At 60.6% G+C, this 17,543-nt stretch carries 21 protein-coding genes and 1 tRNA gene; 11 read left to right on the top strand and 11 right to left on the bottom strand.

Annotation, left to right across the window (positions count from 1 at the left end; genetic code table 11):
- Nucleotides 1-71: 71 nt before the first annotated feature.
- On the bottom strand, nucleotides 72-878 hold the full coding sequence (locus tag MY494_RS12495) for an SDR family NAD(P)-dependent oxidoreductase (RefSeq protein WP_247910568.1): 807 nt from the start codon (nucleotides 876-878) through the stop codon (nucleotides 72-74).
- A gap of 138 nt (nucleotides 879-1,016) precedes the next feature.
- Between MY494_RS12495 and MY494_RS12490 the strand changes: the two genes are divergently transcribed.
- Genes MY494_RS12490 through MY494_RS12465 form a run of 6 tightly spaced genes read left to right on the top strand, consistent with a single transcriptional unit; the run spans nucleotide 1,017 to nucleotide 4,656 of the window.
- Nucleotides 1,017-1,454, top strand: a complete 438-nt coding sequence (locus MY494_RS12490; RefSeq protein WP_247910567.1) for a cupin domain-containing protein — start codon at nucleotides 1,017-1,019, stop codon at nucleotides 1,452-1,454.
- 12 nt (nucleotides 1,455-1,466) lie between these two features.
- A complete protein-coding gene (locus MY494_RS12485) occupies nucleotides 1,467-2,393 on the top strand; it encodes an SMP-30/gluconolactonase/LRE family protein (RefSeq protein WP_247910566.1) in 927 nt (308 codons plus the stop codon).
- A gap of 24 nt (nucleotides 2,394-2,417) precedes the next feature.
- On the top strand, nucleotides 2,418-2,675 hold the full coding sequence (locus MY494_RS12480; protein WP_247910565.1) for a Nif11-like leader peptide family RiPP precursor: 258 nt from the start codon (nucleotides 2,418-2,420) through the stop codon (nucleotides 2,673-2,675).
- Nucleotides 2,676-2,681: 6 nt separating this feature from the next.
- Nucleotides 2,682-3,107: a heme-binding protein gene (locus tag MY494_RS12475; protein WP_247910564.1), complete on the top strand. Its 426-nt coding sequence runs from the start codon at nucleotides 2,682-2,684 to the stop codon at nucleotides 3,105-3,107.
- Nucleotides 3,104-4,087 carry a VOC family protein gene (locus MY494_RS12470; protein WP_247910563.1) on the top strand — a complete coding sequence of 328 codons (984 nt, stop codon included), beginning with the start codon at nucleotides 3,104-3,106 and terminating at the stop codon, nucleotides 4,085-4,087. The genes MY494_RS12475 and MY494_RS12470 overlap by 4 nt, the downstream gene beginning before the upstream one ends.
- 53 nt (nucleotides 4,088-4,140) lie before the next feature.
- Nucleotides 4,141-4,656, top strand: a complete 516-nt coding sequence (locus MY494_RS12465; RefSeq protein WP_247910562.1) for a DoxX family protein — start codon at nucleotides 4,141-4,143, stop codon at nucleotides 4,654-4,656.
- On the opposite strand, the gene MY494_RS12460 is transcribed toward MY494_RS12465, so the two are convergent.
- The 9 genes from MY494_RS12460 to MY494_RS12420 form a co-directional block, all read right to left on the bottom strand.
- Nucleotides 4,653-6,236 (bottom strand): GMC family oxidoreductase, encoded by a 1,584-nt coding sequence (locus MY494_RS12460; RefSeq protein ID WP_247910561.1) that lies wholly within the window; start codon nucleotides 6,234-6,236, stop codon nucleotides 4,653-4,655. The genes MY494_RS12465 and MY494_RS12460 overlap by 4 nt on opposite strands.
- A gap of 38 nt (nucleotides 6,237-6,274) precedes the next feature.
- Nucleotides 6,275-8,938: a glucosidase gene (locus tag MY494_RS12455; RefSeq protein ID WP_247912061.1), complete on the bottom strand. Its 2,664-nt coding sequence runs from the start codon at nucleotides 8,936-8,938 to the stop codon at nucleotides 6,275-6,277.
- Nucleotides 8,939-8,976: 38 nt separating this feature from the next.
- Complete coding sequence (locus MY494_RS12450) at nucleotides 8,977-10,491, bottom strand: GMC oxidoreductase (RefSeq protein ID WP_247910560.1); 1,515 nt, start codon at nucleotides 10,489-10,491, stop codon at nucleotides 8,977-8,979.
- A gap of 10 nt (nucleotides 10,492-10,501) precedes the next feature.
- The gene (locus MY494_RS12445) at nucleotides 10,502-11,080 is read right to left on the bottom strand and encodes a heme-copper oxidase subunit III (protein WP_247910559.1); all 579 of its coding nucleotides are present in this window, start codon (nucleotides 11,078-11,080) and stop codon (nucleotides 10,502-10,504) included.
- Nucleotides 11,077-12,753 carry a cbb3-type cytochrome c oxidase subunit I gene (locus tag MY494_RS12440; RefSeq protein ID WP_247910558.1) on the bottom strand — a complete coding sequence of 559 codons (1,677 nt, stop codon included), beginning with the start codon at nucleotides 12,751-12,753 and terminating at the stop codon, nucleotides 11,077-11,079. Before MY494_RS12440 ends, MY494_RS12445 begins: the two co-directional genes overlap by 4 nt.
- 11 nt (nucleotides 12,754-12,764) lie before the next feature.
- The gene (locus MY494_RS12435; protein ID WP_247910557.1) at nucleotides 12,765-13,706 is read right to left on the bottom strand and encodes a cytochrome c oxidase subunit II; all 942 of its coding nucleotides are present in this window, start codon (nucleotides 13,704-13,706) and stop codon (nucleotides 12,765-12,767) included.
- 11 nt (nucleotides 13,707-13,717) lie between these two features.
- Nucleotides 13,718-14,356: a DUF2231 domain-containing protein gene (locus tag MY494_RS12430; protein WP_247910556.1), complete on the bottom strand. Its 639-nt coding sequence runs from the start codon at nucleotides 14,354-14,356 to the stop codon at nucleotides 13,718-13,720.
- Nucleotides 14,356-14,853 (bottom strand): DUF2231 domain-containing protein, encoded by a 498-nt coding sequence (locus MY494_RS12425; protein WP_247910555.1) that lies wholly within the window; start codon nucleotides 14,851-14,853, stop codon nucleotides 14,356-14,358. Before MY494_RS12425 ends, MY494_RS12430 begins: the two co-directional genes overlap by 1 nt.
- Before the next feature lie 124 nt (nucleotides 14,854-14,977).
- Nucleotides 14,978-15,061 (bottom strand) — tRNA-Leu (locus MY494_RS12420).
- A 43-nt stretch (nucleotides 15,062-15,104) separates the two neighbouring features.
- Between MY494_RS12420 and MY494_RS12415 the strand changes: the two genes are divergently transcribed.
- The 5 genes from MY494_RS12415 (at nucleotide 15,105) to MY494_RS12395 (ending at nucleotide 17,199) form a co-directional block, all read left to right on the top strand.
- Nucleotides 15,105-15,356, top strand: a complete 252-nt coding sequence (locus tag MY494_RS12415) for an NAD(P)H-quinone oxidoreductase subunit L (RefSeq protein ID WP_247910554.1) — start codon at nucleotides 15,105-15,107, stop codon at nucleotides 15,354-15,356.
- On the top strand, nucleotides 15,356-15,694 hold the full coding sequence (locus tag MY494_RS12410) for a DUF3007 family protein (protein WP_247910553.1): 339 nt from the start codon (nucleotides 15,356-15,358) through the stop codon (nucleotides 15,692-15,694). Before MY494_RS12415 ends, MY494_RS12410 begins: the two co-directional genes overlap by 1 nt.
- A gap of 33 nt (nucleotides 15,695-15,727) precedes the next feature.
- The gene (gene trpA / locus MY494_RS12405) at nucleotides 15,728-16,540 is read left to right on the top strand and encodes a tryptophan synthase subunit alpha (RefSeq protein WP_247910552.1); all 813 of its coding nucleotides are present in this window, start codon (nucleotides 15,728-15,730) and stop codon (nucleotides 16,538-16,540) included.
- A 64-nt stretch (nucleotides 16,541-16,604) separates the two neighbouring features.
- Nucleotides 16,605-16,907 (top strand): hypothetical protein, encoded by a 303-nt coding sequence (locus tag MY494_RS12400; protein WP_247910551.1) that lies wholly within the window; start codon nucleotides 16,605-16,607, stop codon nucleotides 16,905-16,907.
- Nucleotides 16,908-16,932: 25 nt separating this feature from the next.
- Complete coding sequence (locus MY494_RS12395) at nucleotides 16,933-17,199, top strand: YciI family protein (protein WP_247910550.1); 267 nt, start codon at nucleotides 16,933-16,935, stop codon at nucleotides 17,197-17,199.
- Between the two features lies 1 nt (nucleotide 17,200).
- Here the strand turns inward: MY494_RS12395 and MY494_RS12390 are convergent, their stop codons facing one another.
- Nucleotides 17,201-17,536, bottom strand: a complete 336-nt coding sequence (locus MY494_RS12390; RefSeq protein WP_247910549.1) for a c-type cytochrome — start codon at nucleotides 17,534-17,536, stop codon at nucleotides 17,201-17,203.
- Nucleotides 17,537-17,543: the final 7 nt, after the last annotated feature.

Raw genomic sequence — 17,543 nt, 5'->3', positions numbered from 1 at the left:
GCGCTGAGCGTTGATGATGAACAGGTTGGCTCACACCTGAATGGTGAGATCACTTCAAAAGCAACCACCGCTTACAGACCAGGGCTGCTCTGCATGATTCCGCCATCGGCAAAAATGCTGGTGGCCGTGATGTAACTGGCGGCATCACTCGCCAAGAAGGCCACCACCTTGGCAATTTCATCGGGCTGGGCCATCCGCCCCATCGGGATCGCGGCATTGAGCTTCGCGAGCAACTCCGGGTTGTTCATCGTCGAGTCGTTGATCGGCGTCGCCACAGCGCCCGGACCCACATTCACGATCGTGACACCTTTGGAGGCCAGCTCCACGCCAGCGGTTCGGGTCAACATCCGCACACCACCCTTGGCCACGCAATAGGGGGTGTTGTTGGGCATCGGCCAGTCCTCATGCACCGAGGAGATGTTGATCACTCGCCCGCCGCTGCCCTGAGCAATCATCTGCTTGGCGGCGTACTGCGTGGCGAAGAACACCCCACGCAGATTGACATTGAGGACCTTGTCGAAATCCTCTGGAGTGGTGTCCAGGATCGATGTACGGGTCTCGATCCCAGCGTTGTTGACCATGACATCGATGCGGCCATAGCGCTCCACAGCCGCTTGGATCAAGCGCTGCAGATCCTCCAACTTGCCCACATCAGCTTGAACCCCATAGGAACAGCCACCCAGCTCGCCAATTTCCGCCTCCAACTCTTCCGTAGCCTCAGGATGGGAGCGGTAATCGATGACGACCTTGGCGCCAAGCCGGGCCACCGTTTCGACAATCGATTTACCAATTCCGCTATTTCCGCCCGTCACAATAATCACCTTTCCTTGAAGGAAATTGGAAAGGGTTTCAAGTGCCCGTGGGTTTGCGTTGGCCATGACACTCAAAGGAACTACCGGACTACGAAAAAGCTAGTGATCGAGCTTGATTCGCGCCGCAGACTGCAACAGTCCTGTGAGGTGATGACAAAGGACGCAGCGTTACTAGTTTTGAAATGAGCACAACCCGGCGGCACGGTGCAGCAACCATCCATTCCCTACTGGCATGTCTGGACTGATTCGCAGGGCATGAGCCACCAAAGCCAAGGTCTCGTTCAAGGCCTTGAGATGAATGTGATCAGCAGGGGTGCAAGTCCCCAATGGATCGGCGAACGCACCAGCGGTGCGATGACACAGCTGTTCACAGTGCTTCCTCCTGGCTGGGAGGGGGATTGGCATGAAAATCCAGCACCGCAGTGGATCGTCCCCCTTCAAGGACGCTGGGGAGTCGAGACCATGGACGGTCAAAAGGTTGAGATGGGTCCTGGGATGGTCTCCTTCGGAGCAGATCAACACACCAAGGAGCGGAATGGCCAACGGGGCCACCGCTCCTGGACTGTTGGCGACTCTCCAGCGGTGCTGCTACTCATCCAGTTAGGGCCTGGCGTCCCCTTGCCGCCGATCCCAGCGCAGTAACCCCCCAGAGGCATGCCGACCTCAAAACCCAGTCACTGGACTGAGGCCTATGACCCTCGATTTGAGGAGCTGGTGCTCTTCAACGCTGAACTGGAGCAGCTCGCGGCTGGCTTCCGCTGGGTTGAGGGCCCGGTGTGGTTTGGAGATCAGCGCTGCCTTCTGTTCAATGACATTCCCAATAACCGCACCCTGCGCTGGAGCGAAGAGCATGGGGTCAGCACGTTTTTGGAGCCTTCGGACTTCGCCAACGGCCAGACCCGCGATCTCCAGGGTCGGCTCATCCAATGCCATCACCGCAGCCGCTCGCTGACCCGACTTGAGCACAACGGCAGCACCACAACCCTGATCCAAGAAGCCCAGGGCCGTCGCCTCAATGCACCCAACGACCTTGTGGTGAAAAACGACGGCTCCATCTGGTTCAGCGATCCGCTCTATGGCTTACTCAATGACTACGAGGGGGGACGTCAAGACTCCGAGCAGCCCCCAGCCCTCTACCGCCTTGATCCAGAGAGTGGCGTTGCAGCCGTGGTGGCCACCGACTTCGATGGACCCAACGGGCTGGCCTTCTCTCCCAATGAGCAGCTGCTCTATGTCGCGGAATCAGGAGCACCTGGTGCCAGCAAGCCACGCCGATACATCCGCCGCTTCGCCGTCAATGGCGATGGCCAAACACTGCGCGGCGGAGAGGTCTTTCACAAAATCAGCTCTGGCTGGGCTGATGGGTTCCGCGTCGATGAAGCGGGGAACCTCTGGTGCGGTGCAGCTGATGGAGTACACGTCATCGCCCCCGACGGAGCACTGATCGGCAAGGTACTGGTCCCCCAGCGGGTCTCCAACCTCTGCTTTGGCGATCGCTTCGGTAGTCGCCTCTTCATCTGCGCCTCAACGGCGATCTACAGCCTGTTCACGGGAACGCGCGGTGCCACCTGGCAACGCTGAAGACCCACTGTTCCAACGCAACCAATGGCCAATCCCCAACTTGAGACCTTCCTCCAAACAGCGAAAGGCGATCCCGCCTTGCTGGAGCGCTTGAGCAGCTGCCAGAACCTCGATGCCATCGCCGAACTCGGGGCCCAGCAGGGGTTCCAATTCAGCGGCGTGGATCTGGTGAAGCACCAGGCCGAAGCCACCCTGCGTCTGAGCCGGGATGATCTCGAAGCAGCGGCAGCTGGGGTGGAACTCGAAGGACACCTCTGGCTCATGAGGATTGTCTGGAGGTAAGGAGCCATGCGTATTGTCCCCACCCTGGAGCTTGCTGACTGCCGCCGCATCGCCGCGGTAGCCGAGACGATGGCCATCCAACATCAGGCCACGGTGAGCCTGGCGATCTGCGATGCCGGCGGCCACCCTCTCCTCCTGATCCGCCTCGATGGAGCCAGTCCCTCCAGCGCCTCGGTCGCCATGGCCAAAGCACGCATGGCCGCCCTCAACGGCAAACCAACAGCCGATCAAGAAGCAGCCATCAACGGCCATCGGCCTGCACTCCTGCAGCTGGCGGGAGTCTTCAAAGAGTCAGCCGTCGCCATGGGCGGTGGTCTTCCCCTGCTGGTTCAAGGGCTCTGCATCGGTGCCATCGGGGTCTCAGGCATGACGCCCGATCTCGATGCAGCGATTGCTGCATCGGCGGCCTCGGCCCTTGGGGAGACAGCATGAGCACTCTCCCCCAGGTCGCCAACGTCGGCTTCAGCTGCAGCGATGCTGAAACCCTGGCTCACTTTTACGAACAGCATCTGGGCTGCCGCCGAGTGGAGTCGGTTGAGATCCATGGCGGTCCCTATGCAGAACTGATCGGCTTAGCCGGCAGCCGCTTGCGTCTGCATCGCCTGCAACTGGGCGAGGAGCAACTTGAATTAACTGAGGTACTGAAACTGGGACCAGAGCTACGGCCAGGACGGCCGATTCCACAGGACTCAAGAAGTTGTGACCTTTGGTTCCAACACATCTGCGTCGTGGTCGCCGACATGGCTCAAGCGGCCGCCCCGATCAGCGCCAAGGTCCAAGCCGGCGTGCTGCAGGCCATCTCCAAGGCCCCGCAAACCCTGCCCGCATGGAACCAGGCAGCGGCCGGAATTCAGGCCTACAAATTCCATGACCCGGAAGGGCACTGCCTCGAGCTGCTGCAGTTCCCCAAGGGCAAAGGGGATGCCCGCTGGCATCCAGACCACCCGGGGAGAACCTTCCTGGGCATTGATCACAGCGCCATCGCCAACGCCAATACCGACCGCAGTGCGGCGTTCTACGGGGAACTGCTCGGACTGCGCTTCGGGGGCGATGGAGTCAACCATGGTCTGGAGCAGGACCAGCTCGATGGCCTGGAGGGAACGCAGGTCCACATCAGTGCCCACCGCTGCCCAAGGGGAGCGGGCATCGAATGCCTGAACTACATCGAGCCCACCGGGGGCCGGCCCATCCCGGCGGATCAATCAGCAGCGGACATCGCCCACTGGCAAATCCGCCTGCAAGTCTCTGATCTGAATTCAATCAGCCAAGGCCTCGAAGCTTTCGGCGGGTCTCTCGTTTCCGGCGGTATCCACACCCTGAGCAGCGATCAGGCATCTGTTTTGGGGTTTCGGAGGGGCCTGCAGGTGCGTGATCCAGACGGCCACCAACTGCAACTGGTGAGTACGGACTAGACGCGGCCTGTTTCGAGAGGGATGACTAGTTTTCAGGAAGACACAGAAGTGCTGTGGACCTCACCCTGGTGAATTTGCTGGTGCCAGATGCACCCGCGGGTCTTGCCCCATCACCCATCGCGGAAGCCTCCTTGCTGGTGCTGCGGGTCTTCACGGGGATCTGCTTCATCCGCCATGGCTGGCCGAAGCTGAAGAACCTGCAGACCTGGTCGCAAATGCTGGGCACCCCAGCCTGGCTCTGCTTTCTCTCGGCCGGATCGATGTGGGCCGGCGGCATCGCACTGGTGGCGGGACTCCTGACCCCCATTGCGGCCTTTGGAATTCTGGTCTCGATGGCCTACGCCATGGTGCTGGAGATGAGAAGTGGGATCCCCTTTGTCGCGGTTGACCCCTATCTGATTCCTGAAGGTGACTATGCCGGCCCCCTGGGTGTTGGCGAGCCCCCCAGCTGGGAGAAAGCAGCGATGTACGTCGTGATGTGTGGCGTCCTGATCGGGTGCGGCGGCGGCTTTTTCTCGCTGGACCACGCCATTACCGAGCAGGTGCTCCAAACCGGCCTCACCCTCTAGGTCTTCAGGCGAGCCTGGAGGTGCTCGCCCACACGAATGGCATTGGCGATGGCGGTGAGGGAAGGATTCACTGCCCCAATGCTGGGGAAAAAGCTCGTATCGACGACATACAGGTTGTCGAGTTCATGGGCCTTGCAATGGACATCCAGAACCGAGCTGGCTGGGTCGGTGCCAAACCGGCAGGTTCCGGCTTGATGCCCAACGGCAGCAATCCCCATTCCGTTCTTGATGTAGACCTGGCGCTCCACCAGGTGCTTCTTCAAGTAGAGCTTGTCGAGGATCCCCTGCAGTCGGCCCCAAAGACGATCCGCTGAAGTCTGGTTGTTGACCTTGTAGTTCAGATGGATGTGGCCACCGGCATCGATGGTCACCCTGTTGTTGGGATCGGGAAGGTCCTCGGTTGACACCCAAAAATCCAGGGCGTGCTCGGCGATTTTGTCCATCGTCCAGCCGGGGACCAAGAAGGTTTCCAGTGGGGCATAGCCCTTCATGATCGCGCCACGGGTTTTTCCCGTCATTTGAATATTGCCCATCGGGTAGTCGTAATCAGCATCTCCGAAATACCAATCGTTGATCGAGATTGTTTTCTGGAAGACCGTGGGATTGGGCTCATGGGAGAGCGCAACAGCGGCCTTGCTGTTGTGGAACATGTAGTTGCGGCCCAGCTGATCGGAGCCATTGGCCACCCCCCGGGGATGGCGATCATTGGCCGACATCAGGAGCAACCGGGCGCTGTTGGCCGCCCCGCAACTCACCACCACCAGATCCCCGCGGTAGCTGAGCTGTTCACCATCGCGTTCCACCTCGACGGCCGTGACCGCCGTTCCCTCTGAATTGGTCACTAGGCGCTTCACCTCAGCACGGGTCAACAGCGAGACATTGCTGCTCTGCTTGAGAGCCGGCCTCACACCACAGACCTCGGCATCACCTTTGGCGTGCACCAGGCAAGGAAAACCATCGCAGTTATTGCAGCGCCTGCAACGGCTGATCTCCATGTTGGCTTCATTGAGCATCACGCCACTGGGGGCATGAAAGGGATTCAATCCAGCCGAGCGCAGATCATCGGCGAGCTGCTGAATCCGCGGTTCATGGGAGATCGGCGGATGGGGATAGGGCGCTGAGCTTGGGGGGTCGGTGGGGTCCTCTCCACGGAGGCCATGGACGTGATACATCTCCTCGGCCTTTTGGTAATAAGGCTCAAAGTCGCTGTAGCGCAGGGGCCAAGCCGGGGAGACTCCATCACGGTGCTGGAGCTGCTCAAAATCCCGCTGCCGCAGGCGGAAGTGATGGGCGCCATACATCTTGGTGGCGCCGCCCACGAAGTAATGGCTACCGGGTTGAAAGGGTTGTCCTTTGCCGTCGTACCAGATGTCTTTGGAGACATAGCGGCCCTTCTGAAAGACGGCCTCGGCATCCCAATTCTCGGGCTCCTGGGGTAGCCAATCCCCCCGCTCCAGGATCAGGATCCTCAGTCCCGTGGGCGCCAGCACGCGTGCCAGGGTGCCGCCACCTGCACCACTGCCAATAATCACCACGTCAAAGTCTTGGCGATCGGGCTTTTGCAGTTGTGCGTCGAACACCGATTTCAGCGGCCACTAACCGCAAGCTAGAAACGGGCTCAAGGGCTGTCCGCTGTTTGTGATGAAGGCGCGCCTGGTGCGGGATAACGGCTCAACTGATTAATCATCTTGCAGACCATCGCCGTCCAGCCGGTTTGGTGACTCGCTCCAACTCCACGGCCGTTGTCACCGTGGAAGTACTCGTTAAACAGCATCAAATCCCGCCAATGGGGATCGTTTTGGAACAGCTCCACATCGCCCAAGAACGGCCGCTGGCCGGAGGCATCACGGCGGAAGAGATTGACCAAACGACGCTGCAATTCCAGGGAGACATCCCAAAGGTTCAGCCAACGCCCTGAGCCCGTGGGGAACTCCACCTTCAGGTCATCCCCGTAGTAATGACCAAACTTCTGCAGGGACTCAATCAAGAGGAAGTTGATCGGAATCCACACAGGACCACGCCAATTGGAGTTGCCGCCAAACATCGCCACCGGACTGTCCGCTGGGCTGTAGCCCAGGGTTTGGGTCTCGCTCCCCTCAGTAAAGGTGTAGGGATGGTCTTCGTAGACCTTGGAGAGGGCACGAATGCCATAGGGCGAGAGGAATTCCGACTCGTCAAAGAGACGCTCACAGATCCGACGCAAGCGCTGCTCCGGCACCAGGGAAAACAGCAGACGGTCATGGCGCCATTGGCCGAATTGCTCCAGCAACCACTCAGGGCTGGTGCGTTCATGCAAGAACCATTTCAGACTCTGGGTGACATCCAGTACCGGTAGCCGCTTCACCGTCTCGACGTCAAAACTGGCTACCGCCAGCAGCGGGATCAAGCCGGAGACCGAGCGCGTCCGCAGGTATTCCGTGGAGCCATCCGGCCGTTTGATGACGTCGTAATAGAAGCCGTCCTGCTCGTCCCAATTCAGGTAACCGCGATTGCCAGGCAGGTTCAGCGTCAGCGCCAGCTGAACAAAGTCATAGACGAACCGCTCCGCGATGTCGGCGTACTCAGGCTCCGTGCGGGTCAGCTCCACGCTGATGTTGAGCAGGTTCAGGCTCAAGGAGGCCATCCAGGCTGTGCCATCGCACTGTTCAATACGGCTGCCATCGGCCAAGGGATAGCGCCGATCAAACACCGCGATGTTGTCGAGCCCGAGGAAGCCCCCCTCAAACAGGTTGTCGCCACCACGGTCATTGCGGTTGGCCCACCAGCCGTATTCCAGGATCAGCTTGCGCAGGGCTGAATGCAGAAAGCTGAGGTCACCCTCATCGTTCTGTTTGCGCTCAATCTGAAAGATCCGCATCGCCGCCCAGGCGCCAATGGGGGGATTGGGATCGGAGAGCGCCCACTCGTAGGCAGGGGTCTGGGCGTTGGGGGCCGTGTAGTGGGGGGTGCGAAGCACCATCGCCTGCTGCTTGGCCGTCGCCGGGTCAAACACCGCAAAGGCCACCGCGTGGAACATCAAGTCCCACTGGCAGAAGTAGGGGTATTCCCAGGCATCCGGCATCGAAATCACATCGTGGGCGTGGAGCCGCTGCCATTCCGCGTTGTCCGTTGCCCACCGCTCAGCAGGAGGGAGCGGCGAGGTCGGATCGCCATCGAGCCAGCGCAACACGCTCCAGCCGTAGTACTTCTTGCACCAGAGCAACCCCGCCGCGGCACTGCTGTGGATCAGGCGGTCCTCCTTGGAGAGGTTCGGGACCCGCTCCGCGAAGAACTCCTGCCATTCCCGCTCCCGCTGCACAAAGAGCGCATCGGTCTGCGGGCCAAAGGCCTCCTCGCCGCCCGCCTCGTCCTCAGCCATCAGGCGCAGGTCCACCTGCCACTCCTCACCGGGCTGCAGGGTCCGCTGCAACAGCCGAGCCGCCTTGGTCCCCCGTTGCTGGGAATTGATCGCCGACTGCTCGGAGTCGATCAGGTAGCGATGGAAACCATCTTTTTGATACGGCCGAACATTCGGCTGCTGATAGAGACGTTCCGTGTTGGTCTCGTTGTCGGTAAAAATCCAACGCCCCTCGTTGCGACAGTGGAGTCGATAGCTGCCGAGGCCGCCGCCAACCTGGGCCTGCAGCGCATCACCCTGCAGCTGCATCGGCTGCTCACGCTCATCGGGATAGCCCCAGCTCCAGGTGTTGCGCAGCCAGAGGGTGGGGAGCAGGGTCAGGGGAGCCGCCTGATCGCCGCGGTTGATCACGCGAAGGCGAATCGCCAGGTCCCGAGGTGAGCGCTTGGCGTACTCAATGAAGACATCGAAGTACCGGCTCTCGTCAAAAATGCCGGTGTCAACGAGTTCGTATTCGGGTTCATCGCGGCCGCGCCGTGCATTCTCCGCGATCAGGTCCTCGTAGGGAAAACGCTGCTGCGGGTACTTGTAGAGCCCACGCATGAAGCTGTGGGTGGGGGTATTGGCGAGGTGGAAGTAGTAATCCTTGAGATCCTCCCCGTGGTTCCCCTCCCCGTTAGCCAAGCCAAATGGCCTTTCCTTGAGGATCGGATCCAGGCCATTCCAAAGCGCTAGGGAGAAACAAAGCCGGCACTCGGAATCGCAGATCCCCAGTAGCCCGTCCTCACCCCAGCGATAGGCCCGAGAACGAGCGTGGTCATGGGGGAAGGAGCTCCAGGCATTGCCGTCGGCGGAGTAGTCCTCCCGTACCGTTCCCCATTGGCGCTCCGGCAGATAGCTACCCCAGAGGGCCCAGGGCACCTGGTCCTGATCGCGCTCCGCCATGCGGCGGGCTTCGGAGACCGGCTGGTGAGAAACGTCGGTCACAGCACGTCCATCAACCGATCGCCAATCCGCAGGGCATTGGCGATCACCGTTAGCCCCATCCCCACTGCAGGACAGCTCGGGAAGACGCTGGCATCGGCGATGTAGAGATTGGCCAGCTCATGGCTCCGGCCCTGGAGATCCACCACCGACGTCGCAGGATTGGAGCCCATGCGGCAGGTGCCGCAGACACTGCCCATCACGGTCAGCGGCGCCTCGCCTCGGGGGTGCGTGGGAGCGGGCTTGACGACCTGGCACAGGGGGTCGTTCTCCACCTTCTTGAGGGTGTCAATCCAGCGGTACACCAAACGGTCGTGGGCCTCCCGGTTATTCGGGAGATAGTGAATCTGGAGATGATTCCCCCGCAGGGTGACCCGGTTATGGGCATCGGGCAGGACAGGGCTCATCGCCCACCAGGTGACCGATCGAGCCGCCAATTGCTCTAAACCAAAGTTGGGCATCAACTTGGTCACCAAGGACAGCACCGGTGGTGATTCCGCAAAGAGCGCGTCCTGCAGCACCCCACCACCCGTGGCAATCGAGCCCAAGGGGAAGCTGACATTGCTGTCGCCCCAGAGGTAATCGGTGATACCCAGGCTTCGGCCATAGCGACCGGAGTTGGAAGCGGCCGCCAGCTGAATGATCGAGGTCAGCTGGGGCTTCATAAGGTTGCGACCCACCTGATCAGAACCGTTAGAGAGCCCGCGGCTGTGATGCTCGGTCGCAGAGCGCAGAAGGATCGCCGCGCTGTTGATCGCGCCGGCGGCCAGCACCACCACATCGCCGCTGAACAACCAGGCATGACCATCGATCTCCGCCTCCACAGCGCGCACCTCATTGCCACTGGGGTTGACGTGCAAGCGACGCACCTTGACCCGATCACGGACGCTGACCTGAGCAGCCTGCTTCGCCAGATCCACACCAAACAGCTCGGCGTCCCCGGTGGGGTCCTCGGCGGATTCCGACCAACTCAATGGCAGGGCGTAGGGATGGGTCCCCTGACGTTCCAAAGCTGCCTTGAGCTCGACCACCCAGGGTTCAAAGGAGCGGGGGGTATGCCCATAGGGCCCTGTGCGCGATGGCTCCGTTGGATCCACCCCCGCCTCGCCATGCACCCGATAGAGATCCTCGGCGCGGTCGTAATAGGGAGCGAAGTCCTCATAACTCAACTCCCAATTCGGCGCCGCTCCCTCCTGTAGGGGTAGCCCCCCAAACTCCCGTTCCCGCATCCGCTCGAGAACGCCACCCCAAATCTTGCTGTTGCCGCCCAGGGCATAGATCGTCTGGGGAGAAAAGGGATCTCCGTCGGTGCCAAACCACTGCTCACCAGGGTGGTAGCGGTCCTTGCGAAATAGATCGACGTCCGCGACGTTCTGATCTGCCAGAGGCATCACGCCACCGCGTTCCAACAGCAAGATGCGCTTGCCCGATGCAGCCAACTGACCTGCAATCGTCCCGCCAGCAGCACCGCTGCCGATCACGATGACGTCGTAGTGAATGTCGTCAATGATCATGGTTCTAGGGCTACTGCCAGACGTAGATCAGCAAAAAGAGGATGATCCAGATGACATCCACGAAGTGCCAAAACAAAGATGTGGCTTGAACGCCCTGCTCCCCAGCGGCGTAATTGCCGGGGATAAAGGACTTCACCAACATCAACCCCATCAACAGGATTCCGGTGGCGACATGGAGCCCATGAAAACCGGTGAGGAGATAGAAAGTGCCGCCAAAGGTGCCGGAGGTCAAACCAAACTTCAGACCTCCCCATTCGACGGCCTGACCAAAGAGGAAGTAGGCCCCCATGGCCATGCTCAGCAACCAGAAGCTGCGGAACAGGACCATGTTTTCCTTGGCCTTGAAGTGCTCCGCCAAGGCGATGGTGCCTGAACTGGAGACCAAGACCACGGTGTTCACCAGCGGCGTCTTCCACTCCAACCCCTCCACCCCAGGGGGGAGCCAATCGAGGGCCGATGTCTTCAGTAGGGCGTAGCCGCTAAAGAAGGCCAGAAAGATGACACTTTCAGAGCACAGGAAAATGATGAAACCGGTGAGGTTGTGCTTCGGATGAAGCTCCAGCTCAGCCCGCGGTGCCGTGGTGGTCATTGTCCGGCCTCCTGCAGCGCCAACGACCGCTCCAGTTCGGCCTGGTGCTCCACCAGAGGCTCACCGCTGCCATAACCGTAGGGACGCGCGATCACCGTGGGAACCTCTTCACCAAAGTTGTCCTCCGGTGGCGGAGAGGGCAATAACCACTCCAGTCCGATGGCATTCCAGGGGTTGTGGGTCGCCTTGGGGCCACGGATCCAGGAGCTCACCATGTTCAGGAGGAATGGAATGATCGAAACCCCCAACAGGAAGGCCCCCAAGCTGGCAATCACATTCCAGAAGGTGAATTCCGGGTCGTAGCTCGAGACCCGCCGCGGCATCCCCATCAGCCCCAGGGGATGCATGGGAAGGAAATTCAGATTCGCCCCAACGAAGGTGAGCAAGCAGTGCAATTTTCCCAGACCTTCGTAGGGCATCCGCCCCGTGAACTTCGGGAACCAGTGGTAGATCGCCGCAAAGATGCCCATCACCGCAGCCCCGTAGATCACGTAATGAAAGTGACCGACAACGAAATAGGTATTCGAGACGTGAATATCGATCGGGACCGTGGCCAACATGATCCCGGTGATACCAGCAAAGACGAAATTAAAGAGACCACCCAGGCAGAAGAGCATCGGGGTGGTTAGCCGCAACTTTCCGCCCCAAAGGGTCCCCAACCAGGCGAACACCTTCACTCCAGTCGGGACGGCGATCAGCATGGTCGTGACCATGAATAGATTGCGCATCCACTGGGCCACACCACTGGTGAAAAAGTGATGCACCCAGACGATCAGCCCGAGGCCCACGATGATGAAGGAGGCAAAGGCGACATAGAGGTAGCCAAAGAGTGGCTTCCGGGAATACACCGGAAATAGCTCTGAGAACACCCCAAAGACCGGCAGGATGATCACATAAACCGCCGGGTGAGAATAGAACCAGAAGAAGTGCTGATAGAGCACCGGGTCGCCACCACCCTCAGCCCGGTAAAAGCTGGTGCCGAAGTTCAGATCCATCAGCAACATGATCGCTCCGCCGGTCAGCGCAGGTAGGCCAATCAGTTGCAGGCACTGGGCTGCAAAGGCGGTCCAGCAAAATACCGGCATCCGGGTCAAGGTCATCCCCGGCGCCCGCATTCTCAAGATCGTGGTCACAAAGTTGATTGCGCCCATGATCGAGGAAACCCCAGAAAGGGCCACGGCCGTAATCCACAGCCCCTCGCCGTTAAAGAGGTGACCCGCGGGATTCTGAAGACTGACAGGTGGATAACTCCACCATCCGGCATAGGCCGGACCACCGGGGACAAAAAAGCTAGCGATCAGGATTGTTCCAAAGATTGGAACCAACCAGAAGGCCACCGCATTGAGCCGAGGGAAGGCCATATCCGGTGCGCCAATCATCGTGGGGATCAGCAGGTTATTGAGGCCATTGAGAACCGGAAAGATGAACAGGAACAACATGATTGTTCCGTGCATCGTATAGATGCCGTTGTAGACAGATCGATCAACCAGATCTGAAGCTGGTGTAATCAGTTCTCCACGAATCACCATGGCCAAGAGGCCACCGATCAGGAAGAAAAAGAAAGCGGTGACGATGTACTGAATGCCAATGACCTTGGCATCCGTACAGAAACTGAAGTAGCGCCTCCAGCTGCTCTCCGGTGGCGGTTCAGGGGGAAAGGTGGCGATGGTCATCGGCTCAGGGCTCAGGCGTCATGGGGCTGCTTGGGATCTCCAGGGACATTCACCTGAGGGGGTGGAGCAGGAGGGACCGTGGCCCAACCCGGGTTGGCCTTGGACTGACGGATGGCGAACTCATCTACGGCGATGCTCAAGCCCGGTTGAAGCGGTTGACGGGCGCCCTGATCAAGCCACTGCTGATGGGCCGCCGCGCTCTCCACCACCACATCGGCCTGGTTGGCGGCATGCCAGGTGCCACTGAACTGCGCATCCCGCAGGCGATAGACCCCCTCCCGGGTGGGGGTGAGGTTGAGATCAATGGCCCGGCCAGGGACCACGTCTTGCTTGATGCGGAAGGCGGGAATAAAGAGGCTGTGGAGCACGTCCTCAGAGACCAACCGCAAGCTCACGGGTTGATCCAGCTCCAGGTGGAGCTCAGTCGAGGAGACGTTGCTGCCGGGATAGCGAAACTCCCAGGACCACTGCCGGGCAATCACCTCCACCTGTTCGGCGGGCAATCGATCTCCGGGATACCCCCCCACCTCCTCGGTGGAGTCGCGCAGATGGATGTGCTCCATCGGGCCCAACATCCCCAGCTTGTCGCTGGCTCGAATGGTCCAGAAGGCAATGGCCATGACCAGGACAAAGGGGATCGCAGTCCAGACGACCTCCAACTTCGTGTTCCCTTCGATCGGGAAGGCATCGCTCTCGTCGTATTTCTCGGCGCGGTTAAAGATCACCACCCAGACCATCACCGAGACCACGCCGAAGAAGACAAAGGTGCCGATGGCGGTCTCCAAGCTGAAGAGGTCATCCACCAATGGAGCAGCGGTCGAGGCCTGAACGGGCAGCCAATGGTGGGACTGCTGCCCCATCCAGAGGCTGAACCCAAGCAGCAGAACAACCCAGACCAGCAGAGCTGCCAAAGCTGGCCGCGAGAGGGTGGGACGGGGGGCGCTATCGCTCATCGACTCTCTCCTCAAGGCAGGGCGGTGTGGAGGTCAACGCCGGCCTGAAGCAACTGGTCGGCAGCGATATGAACGCCGAACTCCGCCGCCAACTGAGCTCCCAAGGTCCCGTGCAAACCCAACAGGGCAAACATCCCGAGGCCCACCAGCAGATAGAGCCACTGCACCTGGCGCCCCATGTCCCGCCGCCAGCGATAGCGCTGGAAACCGCGCCAGACGGTCATGGCTGTGATCACCGTGAGCAGGACAACGCCGCCCACGCCGTGCCAGAGCATGGTCGTCATGCTCCCCAGCCCAAAGGTGCTGACCACCCCTGGGAGCGGCACGGCGGTGAGCATTTCGTAGAAGCCACTGGCCACGGTGAAAAACGTCACCAGGGCGCAGGCCAGCAGGTTGTACCAACCGACGTCGTGAAAACCGCCGCGGGTAATCGGCAAGGCCAAAAAGCGAAAAACCCGTTTCTCCAGCGGATACAGGGCCCCCACCACATCAAAGGCAATCGCAATCACAAACAAGCCGATGGTGAGATGCACCAAATTCGGATGAATCGGCAGGGCATAGGGCAAGCCATTGGCACCCAACTCCCCGGCGATTTGATCAATTGGAGCGGCCTCTGGGCTGTAGGCCAAAGCCATCGGCTGCGGGAGCATCAGATCAGCCCCTCACGCGTGGCCGCCACCACCTTCACGGTGTGCAAGCCATAGGTCCAAATCAACTTGTCGCCCAGGACAACCTGAACAACGATCAAGGCGCTCACCAATGCTCCCGCGCCGAGGAAAGCCAGGGGCAGCGCCTCTGGATCGCGGCTACGCAGCACGTAGCGCCAACCCGTCAGGAGCGACAACACACCGGCTAAAGACCAGCCGATCGTGGTGTGGATGTCGAGGATATTGCGCGCTGCTCCATAGGGAGAGGCCAAACCGGCCTCCACCTGGCCAAAGATGATCGCGACGAAGATCGCCCCCGTCGCGAATAACAAATTCCAGAAACTGGCTTCAAACAAAGCCGGACGGCGCCAGACCACCCCGATCAGATCGAACACAAAGCCGATCAGGGCCATGGCGATCACAAAGTGCACCACGATTGGATGAATCGTGTCCATCCAAGGGAGGTTGTGATCGTTGAGCGGCGGGAGCAGCTCAAGCATCGAAAACAGGCCAGTGCTCAACAGTGATCAGCCTGGCCACGGCCTCTCAAACTGTCAGCTGAACTGTCATGAAGCGGAGGCGAGCGGCGTCCACTCCAATGTCAGTCACTCACTGAGCAACGCATGGGACCAGAGGGACTTGAACCCTCACAACGTTGCCGTCTGCGGATTTTAAGTCCGCTGCGTCTACCAATTCCGCCATGGTCCCGGCGCCGCCCATCTTAGATTTACCGAGACGTTGCACCATCGCCGTGCCACTGCCCGGGTTCCTCAGCTCCCTCTCCAATGAGACCCTGCTGGTGCTGGCCGCCTATGGGGCCCTCGCCGGTGCCTACCTGGTGGCCGTGCCCTTGGCCCTCATGACTTGGATGACCAAGCGTTGGACCTTGATGGGCAAGATCGAGCGCACAGCTGTCTATGGACTGGTCTTCCTCTTCTTCCCTGGACTGATCCTCTTCGCACCGTTTGTGAACCTGCGCATGCAGGGCCAGGGCAACACTTAATGGGATCTGGGATTACGCGGGGCAAAGCCCTTCTGGCCGGCCTGGCCATCTTTGGCATAGGGGGCATCGGGTACTGGGCCTTCCAAGCGGCTGGCTTTGAAGGCTTCAGTGCCGGCATTGCCGCCCAGGCTCTCTTGGTGGTCATCGTCCTGGTCTGGACTGGCTCCTATCTCTTCCGGGTCGTGAGCGGAAACATGACCTACATGGAGCAGCGTCGCCGCTACCGCTCGGTCTATGACGCCGCGACCGATGAAGAGCTGCAAAAACGCTTCGATGCCCTGAGTCCTGAGGAACAGGAACGACTGATGCAGGAGCTGGCCCAAGAGGCCGAGGGCTGAGGCCATAGGCTCAGCAGCAGATCTCACGCTGCCGTGACCACCAGCACCCCGATCCAGCAGCGTTTTCAGGAGCTGAAGTCGGAACAGCGTTGTGCCTTGATGCCATTCCTCATGGCAGGCGACCCTGATCTGGCCCAAACCCGCTCCACCCTCTTGGCCCTGGAGACAGCAGGTGCCGACATGATCGAGCTGGGGATTCCCTACAGCGATCCGCTAGCGGATGGTCCAGTGATCCAGCTCGCCGCGAGCCGAGCTCTGGGTTCCGGAACAACCCCTGGTCGTGTGCTGGAGATGCTGCAGAGCCTCAAGGGCGAGCTCTCGATTCCGGTCATCCTCTTCACCTACAGCAATCCGCTGCTGAACCGCGGGATGGAGAACTTCTGCCGCGACGCCGCCGCCGCCGGCGCAGCAGGACTGGTGGTCCCTGATCTCCCCCTCGAAGAAGCCGAAAAACTCTCGGCCATTGCTGAAGCCGCAGGACTGGATCTTGTGCTGCTGGTGGCTCCCACCACTCCGATTGATCGCATGGCACGGATTGCCCAGGCCAGCCGCGGCTTCACCTACCTGGTCAGCGTCACCGGCGTGACCGGCGTGCGAACCACCCTGGAGAACCGGGTGGCCACCCTCGTGCAGCAGCTCAAAGGGATGGGTCCGACCCCCGTGGCCGTTGGCTTTGGCATCTCCGGAACCGAACAGGCGCGCCAGGTCCGCGATTGGGGAGCCGATGGCGCCATCGTCGGCAGCGCCCTGGTCAAAGTGATGGCGGAAAGCCACAGCCAACAAGGAGATGTCGCCGCTGCGGCCGCTGAATTCTGTGGTCAACTGCGCCAAGCCCTCGACCACTAACCATCCAGCACTGGATCCGCACGGCAGAATTCCTTCAGTTCGATCCAGCTGGGGACCATTCCACATGGCGCTGCGCACCCGCCTCTCCCGCGGCCTCTTGGGCGCTGCCTTGCTCCTAGCCCCCAGCGCTGCCCAAGCCGGCTGGAGTGAGTTCACCTCCAACATCTCAGAGGTCGACGCCTGCAACCAGGCCCAATACCTGATGCCCGATCAGGCCGTGCCTCAGCAATATGTCCTCAAGGTCAAGGACGGCACCTTCCGCTGCAAGGTGCGCTGGAGCGACAAGGCCGGCGCTGAACCCAGCAACCAGCCGGTCCTACTGCCCGCCAAGATCCAACAGCCGATCTTCGCCGGGGGCTGGCTGTAGCTTGCTGGGACACGCCAGCTGATCCGTGCGCTTTGTTCTCTGGGGGACCTACTGCGAGAACGCGCTGGACAAACGAACCCCCTACCGCGAGGAACATCTCGCCGGCCTGCAGCGCCAAAAGGATGACGGGCTGCTGATCACCCTCGGCCCCACCGAGACCAGTAGCCACGTCTTCGGGATTTACGAGGCGGAGTCCAAGCAGCAGGTCGAGGACTTGCTGCATAACGACGTCTACTGGCGCCAGGGAATCTGGACAGCCCTCGAGGTCCACCCCTGGATCCAGGCCTTCTAGGTCAAGCCTTCGGCCAGCCGGCCTGGCTTTGCTGCCAGACCCACTCGGCCACCTGCTGGACACCGTCCTCTCCCAGAGCCTCCGCATACCCGCTCATCTGCCCCTGGCCTTGGGCAGCGATCGCTGCAATCGCCTCCTGGGAGGCGATGCCCTGGCGCTCGAGGGTCGCCAATTTCAGGTTCTTACCGCGGCGAATGATGTTGCCGCCGTTGAGATGGCAGCCCGCGCAGTGCAGTTCAAACAGCTGAGCGCCGTCAGCCCAGGCCGGCTCTGAAACGCTCAACCCGAGAACCAAGACCAGGGCCAAGAGCAACCGGCGCAGGGCAGAGAGCGTCATGGAATTC

The organism is Synechococcus sp. A10-1-5-1, assembly GCF_023115425.1.
Lineage (GTDB): Bacteria > Cyanobacteriota > Cyanobacteriia > PCC-6307 > Cyanobiaceae > Vulcanococcus.
This window is presented reverse-complemented; position numbering and strand designations above follow the sequence as displayed.